Consider the following 18,416-nt stretch of genomic DNA (forward strand, 5'->3'; position numbering starts at 1 on the left):
ACATCGGCCGCCGCCCAAAGGGCGTCGTTGTCATCGCATTGTCCATGGTTCACCTTTCAAAAAGGCAAAAGAATCCACCCCTCCCCACGTCGAATGCAGGAAAGCCTCTTGACGGAAACGGTCGGAAATGCGAATCAGTAGGTGCTAGTTACAAAATCGGCTTCCGGACGCTCGTCGTTTGGGGGCCTTTTTTCTTTTGCGCGTTATCCTTTCTTCTGCTGACGTTGAAATTCGTCGTAGAGCTCTTCCAACTGGGCGGAAAGATAGGTGCCGAAGGCATCCGCATCCGCAGCCTTGAGCGAAAGAGAAAAACCGTTTGCGGCGTGCTTCGTTGTCACGCTCATCTTGTTGTCAGCCAGCGACCATTTCTTTTCGCTGACATTCTTCGGCCTCGCACGCCTTCCCTTGCGCTTCAGCTCCTCAAGCAGCGCCAAACACCGCTCCGGCGAGCCGAGCTCCTGAAAACGTGCTTCCGCCACAAACTGACGCGCCTGCTCCAGCTTTGCTGGCGGCAGCAGCAAACGCTTTAGCTCATCCCAACGATCGCGGCCGATCCCTTTGGCCGCGCCGATCTGCTCGAGAATGTCCGTCGGGATGCCTTCCGCGATCGAAAGCATGCGCGAAAGCATGGCGTTATCAATGCTGAGCGCCTGACGAATGGCTTGCCTGTCGATGCCGGATTGCTGCAGGCGGCTGGCAAACAACGCTTTTTCGATGAAGGAGAGATCCGCACGCGCCGTGTTCTCTTGTCCCTGGGCCACGATATGGGCAAGATCCTCAAGATCGCGAATAATCGCACGGACCTTGATGCCAAGCATCTTTGCCGCCCGGGTGCGGCGATGACCATAGACGAGGATGAAACGACCGGCGACGTCCGGATTGGGTCGCACAAGGATCGGCGAAATCTGCCCAGCCTCGCGAATGGCTTCAACGAGCACATTCAAGGCTTCGCCATCTTCCTCGATGCGATCGACATAGGGCGATGGATCGATATCGTTCGGGTCCAGCATGACGATCGTCTCGCCGTCCTGGATGCGCAGCGAATTCTCCGCCATTTCCTCAAGCGACAGCAACATCGACCGCGATGCGCCGCGCAAGGCATATGCCGAGCGCCCGTCGTGCCCGGCCTCGGGCTTATCGCTGGCCTCTTTCGGGTTTATGATATGGTTCAAAAGGTGCTTGCGTGCCATATCAGCCCCCCCGATCACGTGACAAGCGTTTGAATATGCGACAAAAATCTTCTGCTCGTACGGCTGGCAACATCACTTGCGTCCCCATGCCTGGTGGATGAGTTCGGCAATCTCGCCATTGACGTCGTTTAGGCAGCCAATCGCACGGTCATAGGTCGTTCGCGTGAACTGTACGCGCTCGACCTCGTAGAGCGTCTGCTTGGTAATGCCTGCGTCGGAAATGGCCGTGGACTTGACCATGTGGTTCTTGAGCATTCTGCTCCCGAACATCGCCTGCATGAAGCCAACCATCTGCGCCTGCGGTCCGTCCGTCGGCTCATAGCGGGTCACCAGGTAGCGGAACCAGTTAAGCTTGACGCTGGCGCCCACGCCGCGAATTGAATCAAGAATACCGCCCAGCATCAGCAGGAACTGGCTCATGGACAGAATATCGAGCATTTGCGGATGCACGGTAATCAGCACCGAGGTGGAAGCAGTCAGCGCCGTCAGGGTAAGATAGCCCAGTTGGGGCGGGCAATCGATCACAACGACATCATAATCGGCCTCAACTTCCTTCAGCGCCCTGGTGAGGCGGGTGAAAAAAAGTCGGCCCTCTTGGGAAGACCGGTCGGTGGCGGCAAGCGGCGTCTCATATTCATATTCCTGCAGCTCGAGATTGGCCGGTACGATATCGAGCCCGGGAAAGTTGGTCGGGCGTATGATCTCACTGATCGCCTTGATCTGGTCATCATAACGCAACGCCTCAAATAGAGAGGGCGAGTTGTCGAGCTCGGGCTGGATGCCGTGCAGCGCAGTCAGCGAAGCCTGCGGATCGAGATCAATCGCCAGAACGCGATGGCCGGTGAGTGCGAGATACTGGGCGAGGTGGGCCGTCGTGGTGGTCTTGCCGCTGCCGCCTTTGAAGTTGACCACAGAGAGAATTTGCAGATCGTCACCTGGTCGACGATGAGGCACATAAAACTTGTCGGAGCGACCGTTCTTGTCCAGAAACCGGCGCAGCTCCAGGATTTGCTCGGCCGAATACGAGCGGCGGCCGGAGGCTGAAACGACGGGCGAGGGGCCCTTGCCCTCCAGATGCAGTTTCTTGATATGGTTCTGGGTGACGCCGAGAAACTCTGCGACCTCGGCGATACCGAAGAGCCGCAGTCCCTTCTGTGCATTCGGCGGGAATTGCTCGATGCGCAGCAGATCGAGCTTATCCGAGATAAGCTTCCCCTGATCAAGGATCTCGTCGGCAAAATCGGTTTTGCCGGTGTTTGCAACAGATTGTGTCGTCAAGGAATCACTGCCATCGACTCGGTTAATTCTCTAAGAACGCTTTTTACACGGACAACGGTCAAAAAGCGTTATTAGTATGGACCGATTCGTTGAGCGTGCAAGGTATTTTTAGTTAACGAGAGGTTAATGCATCGCTAGGCCGGATACGGCTTGAATACCACTTGGCTCAGCACCGCCCGCCGCGGATCGAACTATGTAAAATCCCCGTCAGACATGCACCCGAAACAAAACGGCAGAATTCCGGTAACTCGCTATTTTATATAGAAATAATCCGATTCCTTACGGCTGGCAACTTCGCCATCCGATAACAAACGCGAAGAGGCATAGCTTGAGCGACCCTGACCGGCTGTGCTGCGCAAGGCCTGCTCAGGGAGATACGGGAGCACTCGATACGTTGACCTCCCGGAAAGGCGGGGTCCGGCCGCGCATCAGCACCCCACACCAAGGGCGTCGTGACAGTCAAACCCCTGTAAAGGTCAAGACGGCGTAGCCCTTCCGCGGCGGGGGAGGGGAGGGAGCCTTTGAGGGGGCTCCGGTCGCCCGGACCGGCCGCGATGGCCGGACAGAAGGATACTCTCCTCCAGCTCATAGCCCCCGACGTTCGAAGGCAGGGCTTCCAGAATTCTTGTCGCCGATGATAGCGTCATCGGGATCTAGCGCGCCGTGCTGGTTCACCGGGATTGGCTGAACGACAGCTGAAACCGGGCCTGCACGTCGCCTTCCCACCACATCGGGAAATTGGTGCCCCATTTGTTGTTGTAGAGGTTGAAGCGTATGCCGCGGTCGAAGCTTGAGGGTCGGTTCGAATAGGGCATGAATGGCTGACCTATCGGCGCGACGAGGGCGGTGTCGAGCGGTGTGAGCTCGACTTCCGTGCCGTCGGGGTGGCGGCTGCGCGCTGCAAAGATGGCCTGTAGCTGACCGCCGCCATTATGCGCTGTGCGCCCGGCATCATGCCACAACCCTGTTTTGAGGAACGACCATTGGCTGAAGCCTCCGAGCGCGAAGGCGAGGAAGCCGGCTTCCGGCATGCGGTTGGCGGGCTTTTCGCGCAGAACGAGCGAAAAATGAAGCGATTGACCGTCGCCCCACACACGGAGTTCGGTGGTTTTCGGCGCGCCAAGGTCAAGGTGCGCATCGAGCGGCATTTCGTGGTGGATGATAACCTGTTCGTCGTCAGTTTCCAGCCCGAGATATCGGGGTGTGAAGACGGCCGAGCGCGCTGTTTTCGCGTGTGAGAGGCCCGGCTTGTCATGGTCGAGGATCGCCCATTCCTCGCGATGCGTGATGTAGGTGTCCATATGCGCGGCGACGTCGCCTGCATCATAGCTTTCGTGGCGGTAGCCGATCAGGGTGTTGTCCGCCAGTATCCGGCCGTCAGGAGCAGTGAGGCGGATGATATCACCGGTCTGAGGGTCGAGCTCCCCCGACCAGCCGGCGACCGTGAACGTATTTACCGGGGCGAGCGGTGGCGTCAATTTGAGCTGCGGCGGGGCGGCATCGGCAAGCGCGCCATCAGCGCGTGACCGGTCTTCTCCGGAGAGTTTTTCAATGGCCTTATCGATATAGCCGCGCTGCTCCGCCCAAGAGGCCTCGCTGTAGATGAAACGATAATCTGCCTTGCGCGCCGCCTGGAAATCGGTTCGGTCCCAGGCAAGGTCGTCGCGCAGATAGGTCTTTATGTCCACGCCGCATGTGTGTTCCGCAAGCATCGCGAGATCCCGCCCGAATGCGGCGCGCGTTTCCGTCAGTCCCTCCGTCTCGAAGGCGTCGTAGAGACGCTGGAGGCTGCGAAACCGGGCCATCTTTACGGGGTCGGCGCCGGCGCCGTGGATCCAGCTGTCACCCGGTTCGATCTCGACCACGGGCAGGCTTTCCCTCCGATCCCAAAGGATTGCGCCATAGGTCTCCAGCGTCGCGGCGCGGATGTCGGCGTCGGGATGGTCGTGGCGGAGCGCGCGATAGACCTCGGTCGTCTGCGACACCGTCTGCGGCCCGATATTGTCGTGGGTGTGGGCAAAGCCGAGCCCATCCGACAGACCGTCCGGGAACTGAACCCCGCCATAGGAATCCTCGTACATAACAACGACCTCCGATCCGTCCGGCGCGCGCCAGCGCGAAAGCGGCGGAAAGGCGGGGACGGGCGAGGCGGTGTTGACGCCGATGTGGAAGAAGCGAATGCCGGCCGCCGCCATCAGCGGCACGATGCCGAGCGTGTGGCCCGGCACATCGGTCATTTTGGCGGCATGCGTCTCGACCCCGAAACGGGCGTCGAGCATTTGCGAATAGGATAGACCAGCGCGAAACAGCGCCGGCGACATCAGCTCCGAATGAGTCGTGAACGGCAGGCCGTGCCAGCGTATGAGACCGTTCCTGATCGCGCGCTCCAGCCGCTCTACCTCGGTAGCCGAACGGGTCGTTAGGTGATCCCAGATCAGCCAGGCCCCGGTGGTCCAGACAAATGCCGGGCGCTCGGGGTCTTCGCGGTGGAAATGCTCCGCTGTCGTCAGCGCCTGGGGGATGAAGACCTCGTGGTACTGGCGGCGAACCCTTTCGGCGTGGTCTGTGAAACCGATATCGAGATGGGTCTTGAAGACAAGGTGAATGGTGGTCGGCTGGCGCATCGGACGGGCTTTTCTGCGTTTTGGGGGAGGGGCTTTTCAGCCGACCGTGCCGCGCACCACAAGGCGCGTGCGGATGGTCTCGGACATGGCGGGCGCTGCCGGGTCGTCCAGTCGCCGCAGGATCAGGCGGATGATCGTCGCGACGCGCTCGGAAAGGTCGACCTTGACGGTCGTGAGATTGTAGCTGCGCCAGGCCGACTGGTCGATATCGTCGAAGCCGACAACCTTGACGTCCTCGGGCACCCGTAGGCCCAATTCGTGGCGCAGCGCATCGATCGCGCCAAAGGCGCTGACGTCGTTGGCGGCGAAAATGGCATCGACGTCGCTGCCGTAGCGGAACAGGTCGATCGTGGCTGCAAAGGCGGTTTCGTAGGTGAAGTCGCCGGCTATGATGACGGGCTCACCCAGCCCTCTCGACTGCAGGATTTCGACAAAGGTCTGGCTGCGCTCGGCATTGGCCAGCGTATTGGTGTCGCCGGCGAGATAGGCGAAGCGCTTTCCGCCATAGCCCTGCACAAGCGCCACGGCCTTTTCGATCCCGTCGCGCTGCAAGACCTCGACACGATCGAAATGGGCCTTGCTTTCGCGAAACGGTGGCGGCAGTTCGCCGTCCTCGCGCGGATAGCTGAGATAGATCGGGACCGCCCGGTCGAGATAGCGCGCCAGCGTATCGGGCTTGACGTTTTCGGCAAAGGCGACGATCGAGTCGAGATTGAAACCCTTCATATAGGTGAGCAGCCGGCTATCCATGGCCCGGTCGGACCGCGTCTTGAACAGCAGGGTGGCAAAGCCCTTGTCCTGCAATGCCGTCGTCAGCGCATCGATTTCCTGGCTCTCCCACGGGCTGCACACCGCGGGCACGATAACGCCCACAAGGTGCGAGCGGCGCGTCACCAGCGCGCGGGCCGCCATATCAGGCGTGTAGTTCAGCTCCTGCGCGATCTTGAGAATACGCTGGCGCTTTTCGGGTTTCAGCGAGGCATTCGGATTGAATGCGCGGGAGACCGCCGCGCGCGAGACATTCGCCGCCTCGGCGACCATGTTGGCCGTTGCTCTTTCCCCGTTTCTGATCGGTCGATCCGACAAGTTGATGCCTCATAAATATGAAAGCGTTTGCAATAATGTCTGCGGAATTTATCCCCGGACCTTGGGGAGAAGTCAAGCTCGACTTCGCTGCGATTGTCATAAAACCCCCATTATATCAGTGGTAATAGAGGTTCTTGTGTCAGCCAGCCAAGGAAGGGGAGATGAATTTCGATGAGTCATGTTGACGAGAAATTGAAAACGTGTTCATTTTTGATGCGGCGGTGCGTGGAGGTATCCGCGCAGTTCGTAACGCGCGCCGAAAAGTCGGCGACATCCAGACAGGGAGGAGTTTCGTGATGGTCGGACGTTTGAAAACCCTAATGATCGCCCTTGCCGGCGCCAGTGCCATGGCCGCACCGGCATTTGCGACCGATCTCAGCATTACATGCCGCTGCGTTGAAGGCGGCGCCAACAGCCAGATGGCCGAGTGGATCAAGCAGAGCGTCATTCCCGGCTTCGAGAAGATGAAGTCGGAAAGCGGCGAAGACGTTTCGGTCACGCTGAAGGAATTTGCCGGACAGGACGAGCAGCTCACGCAGCAGCAGGCGCTCGATTTCTCCACCGGCGCCGGCGCCGACGTCAACGGCTTCGATGGCTTTCTTATTCCGAGCTTCGTGGAAGCCGGCCTCCTGAAGCCGCTTGACGAACTTGCAGGTCCGGCCGTCGATGAGTGGGAAGGCTGGGACCACATCTCCGAGGGCTCCAGGCAGTTGATGTCGTTCGACGGCAAGGTCTACGGGATCGCGCTCGGCACTGATGTGCGCATGATCTTCATCCGCAAGGACCTGTTCGAACAGGCCGGCATCGATGCCGATAGCTGGCAGCCGACCTCCTGGGACGATCTGCTGGATGCCGCGCGCAAGATCAAGGAAGCCGTGCCGGATTCTTCGCCACTGCAGATCAATGCCGGCGTTTCGATGGGCGAGGCGACCACGATGCAGGGTTACTACATGCTCGTGCTCGGCGCCGATTCCGGACTGAAGGATGGAGATGGCAAGTGGATCGTTTCCAGCCCCGGCATTCTGGACACGCTGAATTTCTACAAGACGGTCTATCTCGATGAGGAACTCGGCGATCGCCGCGCCCAGCTTCTGGGTGATGGCCGCAACCGCACCTTCGCAAACTTTCGCGATGGCAAGACCGCCATGCTGGTGGAGGGCGACTGGTTCTATCGCGCGGTCACGGCCCCCGGCTCCGAATTCGAGCTGAAGGATCGCGACAATCTGATGACCTGGAAGAAGATGCCGGCCCGCGAGCCGGGCGCCGGTTTCAGCGGCCAGGATTTCGTGACGATTTCCGGCGGCACGGGCTTCGTGCTCAATCCGAACACGGATGCGCCCGAGGAAGCCTGGGACCTGCTTGCCTACATGAACAGCAAGGAACAGCTTGAAGCCTTCCAGACCTACCAGGCCCGTATTCGCCTGCGCGACGACGTCGGTATCCCGGATTCGCCGTTCCTGTCGGAAACCTCGCAGGAGCTTCTGCCCCTGACGACGGCCCGTCCGAACGATGCAGATTACAACAAGGTCTCTGCCGAGGTTCAGCGCATGACCGAGGCCGTCGTTTCCGGCGAAATGTCGCCCGAGGAAGCGATGGAGCAGTACAAGTCTGCGGTGACCGAGATTGTCGGCGCCGAAAACACCGTAAGCCTTCAGTAAGTCTTCCGGGGATGCCGCATGGGCCTCACCATGCGGCATCCGCATTCCCGCGCGGAGCCAAAAATTGAAAAAATTCACGCTTCTATCCAACAGGGCGGGGTCGCTGTTCATGGCGCCCGCGGCGGCGCTTGTCGGCGCCTTCGTGATCGCGCCGTTCTTCTGGATCATCTTCGTTTCGTTCACGAACCGCACGCTGCTCGGGAAGACGGCCGTCAATCCGGAATTCGTGGGCTTCGATAACTATATCGCGCTGTTCGATCCCTCGAACTTCTTCACCCGCGGCCAGTTCGGCTTCTCGCTGATCCTGACGATCCAGTTCGTGCTGTTTTCCGCCATCATCGGCCAGGCGGTCCTTGGCCTGCTGCTGGCGTGGCTGATGCAGGCGGTGCCAAAGCCGGTGAAGAGCCTGACGGAGACGGCGGTCATCGGCGCGTGGATCCTGCCGGAAGTGGTAATCGGCTTCGCATGGTTTGCCTTTCTGGACTATGACAACGGCACGATGAACGAGATCCTGACGAGCCTTGGCCTGCCGCGCGGCGACTGGCTGCTCGACTATCCGTTCTGGGTGATCGTGTTCTTCAATACATGGCGGGGCGCCGCCTTCTCGATGATGCTGTTCAACTCGGCCTTCTCGTCGATCCCGCCAAGCTATTTCCAGGCGGCCGATGTTGCCGGCGCATCCTCGTGGCAGAAGTTCCGCGATATCGCGCTGCCGCTGGTGCGCGGCCATGTTGTCACCGATCTGATCCTGATCACGATGTGGACCTTTAACGTGTTCACGCCCTACCTGCTTACCAAGGGCGGACCGTCCTACCGGACCGAGGTTCTGTCGATCTACACCTATCGCATCGCCTTCCGCGATTTCGAATTCGGCAAGGGTGCCGCTGTCGGCGTGGTCATCATGTTCATCAATCTTGCCTTCGCGCTGATCTACCTGCGCGTTGCACGCAAAAAGGCTGCGGGAGAAGCGCAATGAAGCTCGGTTTCCGCCAGTATGTCTCCCGCATCGGGTTCTCCGCCTTCGCGGCCATTCTCGGCGCTGTCTTTGCGCTGCCGCTGATCTGGTTCCTGTTCGCGCCGTTCAACGCCCGCGCCGAGCTCGGCTTGGCCATTCCCGACCCGTTCACGCTGCAGAACTTCGCGACGGTGTTCGAAAACAGTTTCGCCATCCGCGCGCTCCTCAATTCGCTCATCCAGAGCGTCGGCGGCGTGGTGCTGGTCGGCGGGGCGGCGACGCTTGCGGCCTATGCGCTCTCCCGTTCGGCAATGCCCGGCAAGGGCGCGGTCACCTATGTGCTGTTGCTGTTTTCCTCGGTGGTTTCGGGTTCGGCCGCCATGGTGCCGATCTTCCTGATCATCTCCGCGATGGGTCTTATCGACAGCCATCTCGCCGTGATCCTCGTTTTCGCCGGCGGATTGCTGCCGACGGGGATGTTCATCCTGCGCGACTTCATCGACGGCATTCCGCGTTCCTACGAGGAAAGCGCGATGGTGGCCGGCGCATCGCCGGTGCAGGCCTTCTTCGATGTCGCGCTTCCGGTGATCCGGCCCGGCATCGTCGTCGTGGTTGTCTGGGCCTTCGTCAATATCTGGGGCAGCTTCCTGATCCCCTTCATCCTGCTCCGCTCGGAGGATCTGATGCCGGCATCCGTCGCGATCTATTCCTTCTATTCGGAAGCGGGCACCCCTGTCGTCACATTGCTTGCAGCCTATGCGCTGATCTACTCGCTTCCTGTCATCGCCCTTTATCTGTTCGTCAGCTGGAAGTTCGGCTTCCGGTTCTTCGGCGGGATCAAGGCCTAAACGGACCAAAGTTACATGGCATCGGTTGAATTCAAGAACGTAACCAAGAAGTTCGGCGCCTTCACGGCCGCCTCGGACCTCAATATCGAAATCGGCGATGGTGAATTCGTCTGCCTGCTCGGGCCCTCCGGCTGCGGCAAGACCACCAGCCTCAGAATGATGGCGGGTCTGGAGTTTCCGACCTCTGGCCAGGTGCTGATCGATGGCAAGGACGTCACCTATCTCCACCCCAAGGACCGGCAGATATCGATGGTGTTCCAGGACTATGCGCTCTATCCGCATATGAACCTCGAGGACAATATCGCCTATCCGCTGAAGGTGCGGGGCGAGGCCACCGACAAGCGCCATGCCCGCGCGAAGGAAGTGGCGGATGTGCTGAAGATCGGCGATCTGATGAAGCGCCTGCCAAGCCAGATTTCCGGCGGTCAGCAGCAGCGCACATCGCTTGCTCGCGCGCTTGTCTATCCAAGCCAGGTCTATCTGTTCGACGAACCGCTCTCCAACCTCGACGCCAAGTTGCGGCTCGAGGCGCGCGGTTTCCTGAACCATCTCCAGCACGATCTGGGCATGACGGCGGTCTATGTGACGCACGACCAGGCAGAGGCGATGGCGCTCGCGACCCGCGTTGCGGTGATGGACCGGGGACAGATCGTGCAATACGCGCCGCCGATCGAGATCTATCGTCGACCGGCCAACACCTTCGTCGCCAATTTCGTCGGCAATCCGCCGATGAACCTTTTGCCGGTGGAGGCGATGATTGCCGACGGCAAGTTGCATCTGCGGGCAGACGGCATCGCGATCGAACCGCTTGCCATTCACGCCTCCTTTGCCGAGGCGCTGAAGAGCGGCAACCGCCTGACGCTTGGCGTTCGACCCGAGCATCTGGCCATCGGCGACACCGAAGCGAACACGATCACCGGCGAATTGTTCGCCAATGAGAACATGGGCCCGGAGAAACTCGTGACGCTCGAACGCGACGACGCGGCGCGCTTCACCGCCCGCATCTTCACCGATGACGCGATTTCGCTCGGCAAGACCGTGACGCTCAACATGAAGGCCGAGCACATCACGCTGTTCGACGCCGAAGGCTACCGGCTGAAGCATGACGATGAAACGGCGTGACATGCAGGACATCGCGCTCACGCTGACCCCGGCAGACCAGGCGCGTTCGCCCTATGCCTATGTGCCATTCGATGTTCCGGAAGGAACGACGCGCATCGATGTGACGCTCGCCTATCCAAAGGCCGAAGACTGTGTCATCGATCTCGGCTGCGTCGACCCGCGGATAACGCCGTTTCCGGCGGATCAGGGTTTTCGCGGCTGGAGCGGCGGCGCGCGCGACCGGTTCTTCATCGCCACCGATGACGCAACGCCCGGCTATATCCACGGCGAAATCCCGCCGGGGCAGTGGCAGGTCATGCTCGGTCTTTACAAGCTTCCCGAGACGGGCGCGGACATCAGGGTCACGGTCAACCTCGACAATTCCGCACGTCCGCTTGCACCTCAGCCCGCGAGAAGCTTCCCTTTACGGGAAGGTGCGGGCTGGTATCGCGGCGACCTGCATTGCCATACGTTTCACTCCGATGCGCGCGGCGCGCCGGAGGTGCTTCACGCGGCGGCGCGCCAGGCCGGGCTCGATTTTCTGGCGGTCGCCGACCACAACACCATCACCCAGCGGCGCTACTTCCATCGCGAGAGCTCGCCGGACCTCGTCTTCGTCCGCGCCATGGAAGTCACCACGGCGGTCGGGCACGCCAATGTCTTCGGCGTCGATGACTGGATCGATTTCCGGATGGAGAGGCCTGAGGATTCCCACAAGATGGCGGAGGCCGTGCATCGGCGCGGCGGGTTGCTGTCGATCAACCACGACAAGCCGACGATCCCCTGGGACTATCCGCTGCCCCAAGTCGAACTGATGGAGGTCTGGCAATCGGCCTGGCCGCTGTGGAACTGGATTTCGCTTTCGCGCTGGCAGGAACGGCTGGCATCCGGGCTGCGGATCTCGGCAATCGGCGGCAGCGACTATCATCAGCCGGAGCGGTTGCTGCCGGAAGGGCCGCTGGTGCTCGCGCGCCCGACCACGGTGCTCTGGATGGATGGGCTTTCTGAAGACAACATCCTGGCAGCCATGAAGGCGGGGCGGGGCTATGTCACCGAAAGCCCGACCGGGCCGCATCTGGAAATCACCATCGGCGACACGCCGATGGGCGGCGCGGTGGTTCAGCGCTCATTCGACGCCGAGGCCATTGTCCGCGGCGCAAAGGGCGATTGCCTCGTCTGGTATGACGCGACCGGCGAGATTGCGCGTCAGGCGATTGCAGCCGATGAATGGCGGGGCGGCTGCAGCGGGTCCGCCAACGGCTTCGTGCGCGCGGAAATCATAGCGGACAAAAGCAGGCCGGATCTGATGGAAGCCTTCAGGCAGGCTGTCGGCGAGAAACCGTGGCCGGGCGGCGTCGACGAGGCGGCGGTCGCCGCAGAGCCTTTCCGCCGCGCATTGTCCAACCCGATTTATCTGGGCATAGCCGAACGTGCCGGCACGCGCTGATTGAACGGCTTTTGATTTGGATTGGTGGAGTCATTCCGGCGGTCGGGCCGGATGTGGGAGGTCGCGATGAAAGAATTCTCCAAACTCATGCATTTCGTGGAGATACTGCGCGATCGCATTTTCGTGGCGACCGAAACCACTGTCGACTTCGTTTTCAAACAGGCGCCGCCGGCAGACCGGGCCGCGATGCTCGCGGGGCCGCAAACGGACTGGGCGCCGGTTGACGCCGACACGGTCTGGGGCGAGCCGCAAAGCTATTTCTGGTTCCACGGCAGCGTTTCCATCCCCTCTGAGCTTGAGGGCAAAAGGGTCTATCTCGGCATCGAGGCAATGTTCGGTCAGGTCATGGGGCGTTCCGATCCGCAATGTCTGGTGCGGATCAATGGCGAGATCGTGCAGGGCGCGGACTATAACCACCGCGAGATCCTGCTGACGAAGGCGGCCTGCGCCGGCGAGACCTTCGAGATCATGATCGAGGCGGGCACTATCGAGGACCGCCGCCAGCTCGGCTTCGGCGCGCGGCTTCTCCTCCATGATACCGAAACCGAGGCGCTCTATTACGATCTCCGAACGCCGCTCGACGTGGCGAAACATCTCGACGTCAACGATCATCGCCGCGATTTCATCCTGAAGACGGTCAGAGAGGCCATCAAGGCCGTCGATTACCGTCCCGGAAACGAGCGGCGGTTCCGGGAAAGCCTCGCGCACGCCCGTGCGATCGCGGCCCGCATCTATGAGGCCGCCGATACCGAGCTTGCCCCGCATATCACCGTCACGGGCCACACCCATATCGATGTCGCCTGGCTTTGGCGCATTCGCGAAACCCGGCAAAAGATGGCGCGCTCGATGGCGACCGCGCTTCATCTGATGTCGGAATATCCCGAATACCGCTTCATGTATAATCAGGGTGTTCTGCTCGACTATCTCGAGCAGGATTATCCTGTGCTGTTCGAAAGGATCGGGGACCAGCATCGCGCCGGCGCGTTCGAGATCGAGGGCGCGCTCTGGCTGGAACCGGATGCCAACATCACGGGCGGGGAATCGCTGGTGCGCCACGTCCTGCGCGGCGTCCGCTACCATCAGCAAAAATTCGGCGTCCGTCCTCGGGTATTGTGGCTTCCCGATACGTTCGGCTACAGCGCCGCGTTCCCGCAGATCATGAAGCTTGCAGGGCTTTCGGTGTTCGTCACCCACAAGATGTCGTGGAGCGACACCAACCGGATGCCGAGCGAAACCTTCTTCTGGCAGGGTATCGACGGCACAAGGGCCCCGACCTATTTCCTCACCACCCAGCCCGCCGACGCAACCACGATCGAGACCTCGTACTGCCCGGACCTGCGGGCCAGCGACGTGATGGGCACATGGCGGCGCTATGCGAAGAAGGAAACCAATGACGAGCTGTTTCTCGTCTACGGTTTCGGCGATGGCGGCGGCGGGCCGACGCGCGAAATGCTGGAGCATATCCGGCGGATGGAGCGCGGCATACCGGGCTGCCCCCGCGTGTCGCAGGGCCACATGGGCCCGGCGCTGGAGCGGATCGTCACGCGCATGCACAAAAATCCCTCCGCCTATCAGGTCTGGGTCGGCGAGCTCTATCTGGAATTCCACCGCGGCACCTTCACATCGGTCGCAAAGGTCAAGCGCAACAATCGCCGTGCCGAGGCGATACTGCGCGAACTCGAACTGCTCGCAAGCCTCGCCTGGCTCGATGCCGGACAGGCTTACCCGGCCGAAGAACTTGCCGCGCTCTGGGATATCGCGCTGCTGAACCAGTTCCACGATATTCTGCCCGGCTCTTCCATCGGCCTCGTCTATGACGACAGCGACAAGGATTACGCGACCTTTTTCGCGCGCGCGGAAGTGCTGCGGCGGAGTATAGTCGAGGGTCTTGCCGGCGCGGGAGAAGTGCTGGTGGTCAATCCCTTCGCGCAGGCGACGACCGGGCTTGTGCATTTCGACAGGGACACGGCCATTGCTGTTGCCGGCCGCACCTCGCAGACCCTTGTGCTGCCCGATGGGTCGGACCGGCAGGCGGTTCCGATTGCCGAAGTGCCAGGCCTTGGCGCCGTTCGCCTTGCGGTGTCGGAAGCAGGCGCACTGCCGCAAGCGCCTTCGGCACTCACCGTGCGCGCCGACCGGCTGGAAAATGATTACATCCTTGCGCGCTTCGATGAAGCAGGCCGTCTCGTCTCGCTCTACGACAAGAAGGCGGAACGGGAATGCCTCAAGGGCACCGGCAACCGCCTCCAGGCCTTCCGCGACCTGCCCGAGGCCTTCGATGCCTGGGATATCGACCGGACATTCGAGGATCAGGTTTTCGAGATCGACGGACTTGCCAGCGCAGAAGTCGTTGAAACCGGCCCGTGGCGGGCGGCGATCCGGTTCGAATGGGTCTATGAGGCTTCGCGCATCGTGCAGGTCGTCTCGCTGGAAACCGAGGGTCGTTTGCTGGAATTCGAAACTTTCATCGACTGGCGCGAGCACAATACCATGGTGAAGGCGGCATTCCCGCTTGCCGTCCACGCATCGGCAACCGAGGCCGAAATCCAGTTCGGCCACGTCAGCCGACCTTCGCACGTCAACACAAGCTGGGACGAAGCGCGGTTCGAAAGCCCGATGCATCGCTGGGTTTCGATGTCCGAACCGGGCTTCGGCGTCGCCTTCCTCAACGATTGCAAATATGGTTATGACGCGCGCGAGACCACGGTGCGCCTGACATTGTTGCGCTCGCCCACCTATCCCTGGCCGGAAGCGGATCAGGGCGAACACCGCTTCCGCTATGCCATCGCGCCGCACGAGGGCGTGGATGTCTCCTCGGTGTCGGCAATGGCCGAGCGTTTCAATCATCCGCTTGTGGCCGTCGAAGGCGAGGGTGCGAAGGCAGCGCATACGCTGTCACCGCCGCTCGTCATCGACAATCCGGCGATCGCTGTCGAAGCGGTCAAGCGCGCCGAAGACGGCAATGGACTGATCGTGCGGCTATGGGAACGTCTCGGCGCGCGCCAGCGGGCGCGGCTCAAAATAGCTTCGGGCCTCACAGCCTTTGCAGAAACCGATCTTCTCGAAGAACCGATCGTGGCGCTGGAACCGCAAGGCGATCAGGTTGAACTCGCGTTTTCGGCTTTCGAGATCAAGACGCTAAGGCTTGTGCCCACGTCCTGAAGGGGTTGAGAAAGGATTTACCGTCATGGACAAGTGGTAGGTGACCTGCCACGGGTTGGAATAGAGAGCAGCCCATTGAGGACGGACTTATAAAAACCTGAGATTGGCGGTGCAAAAGTTGGCCCCGGAAGCCGGCGCGTGCTCGCGTCGGCTAGGGGAGTTTGAGGGAAGGGGCCTTGGATACGTCCCTCATATCCTCCAGACCGACCTCAATGTCCGGGTAGGTGACGATCCACCATTTCTGACCGCGGAGGCCTTATTTTATTGAACAATATTCTAAGTAAGTGGGCGGAGTACCGCTTCTTCGGCGAAAGCCAGCCTTCTCCGCCCGCCCGCCTTCACATTAAAGGCTTTGATCGCCAAGCCCTCATAGGCATTGGAAAGCCCCGTTCCAGTAGACCAGCGCACCCTTTGACTGGTTTTGCCGGATTGCCCGCACCTTGCCGATGACTATCGAATGGGTTGCCCGCTCGATCATCTCCTCAACTTCGCAATCAAAAGCCGCCGGTGCACCCTCCAGAAGCAGAGCCCCGGTTTCCGCTGGGCGCCAAACGGCCCCGGCGTATCGCTCTGCGCCTTTGACTCCGCCAAACCCGGAAAAGTTCTCGGCAACCTTTCGATGTTCCGGACCGAGCGAAGACCACCCGAATCTCGGGTATTTCTTCAACAGTGGCCAACTGGAGGACGCCTTGTTGACACAGGCGAGTACCATCGGCGGATCCGCACTCAGCGACATGGCCGATGTGACGAGAAGGCCGGAAATGTCCTCTCCCTCACCGACGGTGATCACGGAACAATTGCCCACCACCAACCGCATAGCGCTGGTGAAATCTTTGGACGGTACGAGTTCCATTACCGGATACCGAATTCAGCAAGGAGCGGCAGAACTTTGTCGCGGAAATAGGGGAACTCCTCGACGTAATCAACAAATGAGAGCGTCGTTCCGGCGAAGCCTGTCTCGTGCAGCTTGAGGATGCCTTCGGCAACCTGCTGCGGAGTCCCGACCAGCGGGAAGCCGCCGTGGCCCATGGCGAAGAGGTTCTTGATCTGGGCCAGTAGGTCGTGGGGAAACGATTGCGCGTGAGCGAACTGAAGGTTGACCAGATTGTCCACCGCTTCCCAGTCGGCCAGGTCGCCCATAAGTCGGTCCCGAAGGGCAGTTGCTTCTTCTTCCGTCTCGCGGCAGATGACATGGCTGAAGGTCAGAACGCCGACGTCGCGCCCCTTCTCGGCCGCCTGCGCCTTCAGTTCCCTGATTTCGTCAACCGAACGACTGAGGTCAATGGCCGGCGTGAACAGATAGTCGGCGTTGTCGGTGGCAAAGGTACGTCCGGTTGCCGAGCCTGCCGCGTTCAGGATGGGCGGGCGGCCGTCGACGGGCTTGGGGTCGCCGGCGACATGCTTCAGGTTGAAATACTGGCCCTCCCAGTCGAAGTAGTCTTTCGAGGTCCAGAGCTTTTCGACCACATCGAACCACTCTTGGGCGTAGCCATAGCGAGTTTCGTGATCGTCGGGCAGGGTCAAGCCCAGGGCTTCATATTCCGGATTGTTCCAGCCAGCGACAATGTTCAGGCCCGCGCGGCCGTTGCCCACATGATCCATCGTTGCGATCTGCTTGGCGACGACCACCGGATTGTTCGCGGCCGTATGCACCGTGGCAAAGACTGTGATGTTTTTGGTCGAGGCCAGCAGCGCGGTCGCCCAGGTGATTGTCTCAAGAACACTGCCGTGGAAGTCTGTTTCACCGCCGTAACCGATCCAACGGGCGATCGGCAGCATGAAGTCGATGCCTGCATCGTCCAGCATCTGGCCGAGTTTGAGGTTGTTTTCCCAACTGTTGACCCATCGGGACGGCGACTTGGTGACTGTCATTCCGGACGAGCAGTTGGACGAAAACGTCCCGAGTTTAAAGCCGGTCTTGTCTTTCATCATATTGGTAGGCATGGATCCCCTCCATTTAGAATAGTATTTAAATTGTAAAGTCTATTTAAAGCTAGACGCAAAATTGCCTTCCGTCAAACAGAATCGCCGCTATATTCGAATTGAAAAACCAAGAGGAACCGATGACCGGCAAGGCGAACGATCAGAAACTCAATTATCACTGGCACCTTTCAGAGACTGATGTGGAGGTCGTTTGCACCGAGCTGGAATTCGCGTTAATGCGCTGCTTCGAAGCGTTCGGACGCTGGCAGGCGGAGTGTCTGGCCTCTGTCAGCGATGTGGAGGCGACCGGCCCGGAAAACGCATTGCTGCACATGGTTCGCATGAACGACAGGGCTAAAAGCATCAAGGAGCTGGCCCGTCTCGCCAACCGGGACGACATTCCGAATATCCAGTATTCGATGCGAAAGCTCGTGGCGGCGGGGTTGATTGAAAAGCAGGGCTCAGGCCGCTCGGGCGTGACCTATCAGGCGACAGCGGAAGGAAAAAAGATCACGGATGACTACGGCGCTATCCGAAAGCGGCTTCTGATCGAGCAGATCGCAAGCCTGCCGGAGTTTGACGCCCGCTTGAAAGAGGCTGGCCAGAGCCTGAATATCCTTGCTGGCATCTACGAAGAGATTTCCCGTATCGCGGCAACCTACCGTCGATAACGCTGGCATGAGACCTGCGGAAGTGCACACCCCGAGCGAGCCTAATACCTGCGTTGCGTTTTTGAAGGGTTTCAGCCAGCCCTTTGGGCGAGACGATAGCTGTCGCCATTCATTTCGAGAGTGTTGACATGGTGAGGCTTTGTTTAGCGCTGTCAGCGCTAGTCGGAATCGCGATGGCATCCCCTTAGGTTGGGTTTTGGGATTCAGGAGGCTAGCAGGGCAGAGCACCCTGAGGCCTCGAAGCACGGGTAGACCACAACCGCTATCCGCATTGATCCCTTGGCCACAAGACACTGGAGCAGGCTTGCGTCAGGCGGTATCAGCGGCGGCATAAATGAATCTGCAAACCACTGCCGAACTAGTCCTAGCCTGTTCAGATAAGCCGATCCGCTGTGCCAAGCACAACGGATCCGTCTTCGATTGGCAAGTCATTGTCAAGTGGTCGTAGCCGGCTACTCAATAGCGATGTCATT

General features: G+C 60.3%; 13 protein-coding genes. 7 read left to right on the plus strand and 6 right to left on the minus strand.

What is annotated here, in order from left to right:
* Window positions 1-203: 203 nt before the first annotated feature.
* From repB to V6765_RS23470, 4 genes are all read right to left on the minus strand, one after another.
* Window positions 204-1,190, minus strand: a complete 987-nt coding sequence (gene repB, locus V6765_RS23455) for a plasmid partitioning protein RepB (RefSeq protein WP_448433024.1) — start codon at window positions 1,188-1,190, stop codon at window positions 204-206.
* Between the two features lie 72 nt (window positions 1,191-1,262).
* Window positions 1,263-2,468, minus strand: coding sequence for a plasmid partitioning protein RepA (gene repA / locus V6765_RS23460; protein ID WP_448433025.1), 1,206 nt, complete (start codon window positions 2,466-2,468; stop codon window positions 1,263-1,265).
* Window positions 2,469-3,139: 671 nt separating this feature from the next.
* Entirely contained in the window at window positions 3,140-5,092 is a 1,953-nt protein-coding gene (locus V6765_RS23465; RefSeq protein WP_448433026.1) for a DUF5054 domain-containing protein, read from the minus strand.
* A 36-nt stretch (window positions 5,093-5,128) separates the two neighbouring features.
* A complete protein-coding gene (locus V6765_RS23470) occupies window positions 5,129-6,178 on the minus strand; it encodes a LacI family DNA-binding transcriptional regulator (protein WP_448433027.1) in 1,050 nt (349 codons plus the stop codon).
* A 296-nt stretch (window positions 6,179-6,474) separates the two neighbouring features.
* Between V6765_RS23470 and V6765_RS23475 the strand changes: the two genes are divergently transcribed.
* From V6765_RS23475 to V6765_RS23500, 6 genes are all read left to right on the plus strand, one after another.
* On the plus strand, window positions 6,475-7,836 hold the full coding sequence (locus tag V6765_RS23475) for an extracellular solute-binding protein (protein WP_448433028.1): 1,362 nt from the start codon (window positions 6,475-6,477) through the stop codon (window positions 7,834-7,836).
* Window positions 7,837-7,900: 64 nt separating this feature from the next.
* A complete protein-coding gene (locus tag V6765_RS23480; RefSeq protein WP_448433029.1) occupies window positions 7,901-8,812 on the plus strand; it encodes a carbohydrate ABC transporter permease in 912 nt (303 codons plus the stop codon).
* Window positions 8,809-9,639 (plus strand): carbohydrate ABC transporter permease, encoded by an 831-nt coding sequence (locus V6765_RS23485; protein ID WP_230721713.1) that lies wholly within the window; start codon window positions 8,809-8,811, stop codon window positions 9,637-9,639. The genes V6765_RS23480 and V6765_RS23485 overlap by 4 nt, the downstream gene beginning before the upstream one ends.
* Before the next feature lie 15 nt (window positions 9,640-9,654).
* The gene (locus V6765_RS23490; RefSeq protein ID WP_448433030.1) at window positions 9,655-10,761 is read left to right on the plus strand and encodes an ABC transporter ATP-binding protein; all 1,107 of its coding nucleotides are present in this window, start codon (window positions 9,655-9,657) and stop codon (window positions 10,759-10,761) included.
* Window positions 10,748-12,187 (plus strand): CehA/McbA family metallohydrolase, encoded by a 1,440-nt coding sequence (locus tag V6765_RS23495; protein ID WP_448433031.1) that lies wholly within the window; start codon window positions 10,748-10,750, stop codon window positions 12,185-12,187. The genes V6765_RS23490 and V6765_RS23495 overlap by 14 nt, the downstream gene beginning before the upstream one ends.
* A 66-nt stretch (window positions 12,188-12,253) precedes the next feature.
* The gene (locus V6765_RS23500; protein WP_448433032.1) at window positions 12,254-15,349 is read left to right on the plus strand and encodes an alpha-mannosidase; all 3,096 of its coding nucleotides are present in this window, start codon (window positions 12,254-12,256) and stop codon (window positions 15,347-15,349) included.
* Window positions 15,350-15,716: 367 nt separating this feature from the next.
* Here V6765_RS23500 and V6765_RS23505 read toward each other — a convergent pair whose 3' ends face one another.
* Both V6765_RS23505 and V6765_RS23510 read right to left on the minus strand, forming a co-directional pair.
* Window positions 15,717-16,202 (minus strand): flavin reductase family protein, encoded by a 486-nt coding sequence (locus V6765_RS23505; protein WP_448433033.1) that lies wholly within the window; start codon window positions 16,200-16,202, stop codon window positions 15,717-15,719.
* Window positions 16,202-17,293: an LLM class flavin-dependent oxidoreductase gene (locus tag V6765_RS23510; RefSeq protein ID WP_448433034.1), complete on the minus strand. Its 1,092-nt coding sequence runs from the start codon at window positions 17,291-17,293 to the stop codon at window positions 16,202-16,204. Before V6765_RS23510 ends, V6765_RS23505 begins: the two co-directional genes overlap by 1 nt.
* A 119-nt stretch (window positions 17,294-17,412) precedes the next feature.
* Between V6765_RS23510 and V6765_RS23515 the strand changes: the two genes are divergently transcribed.
* Window positions 17,413-17,943 (plus strand): winged helix DNA-binding protein, encoded by a 531-nt coding sequence (locus tag V6765_RS23515; protein ID WP_448433035.1) that lies wholly within the window; start codon window positions 17,413-17,415, stop codon window positions 17,941-17,943.
* The last annotated feature ends 473 nt before the right edge of the window (window positions 17,944-18,416 follow it).

Source organism: Martelella sp. FOR1707, from assembly GCF_053484265.1.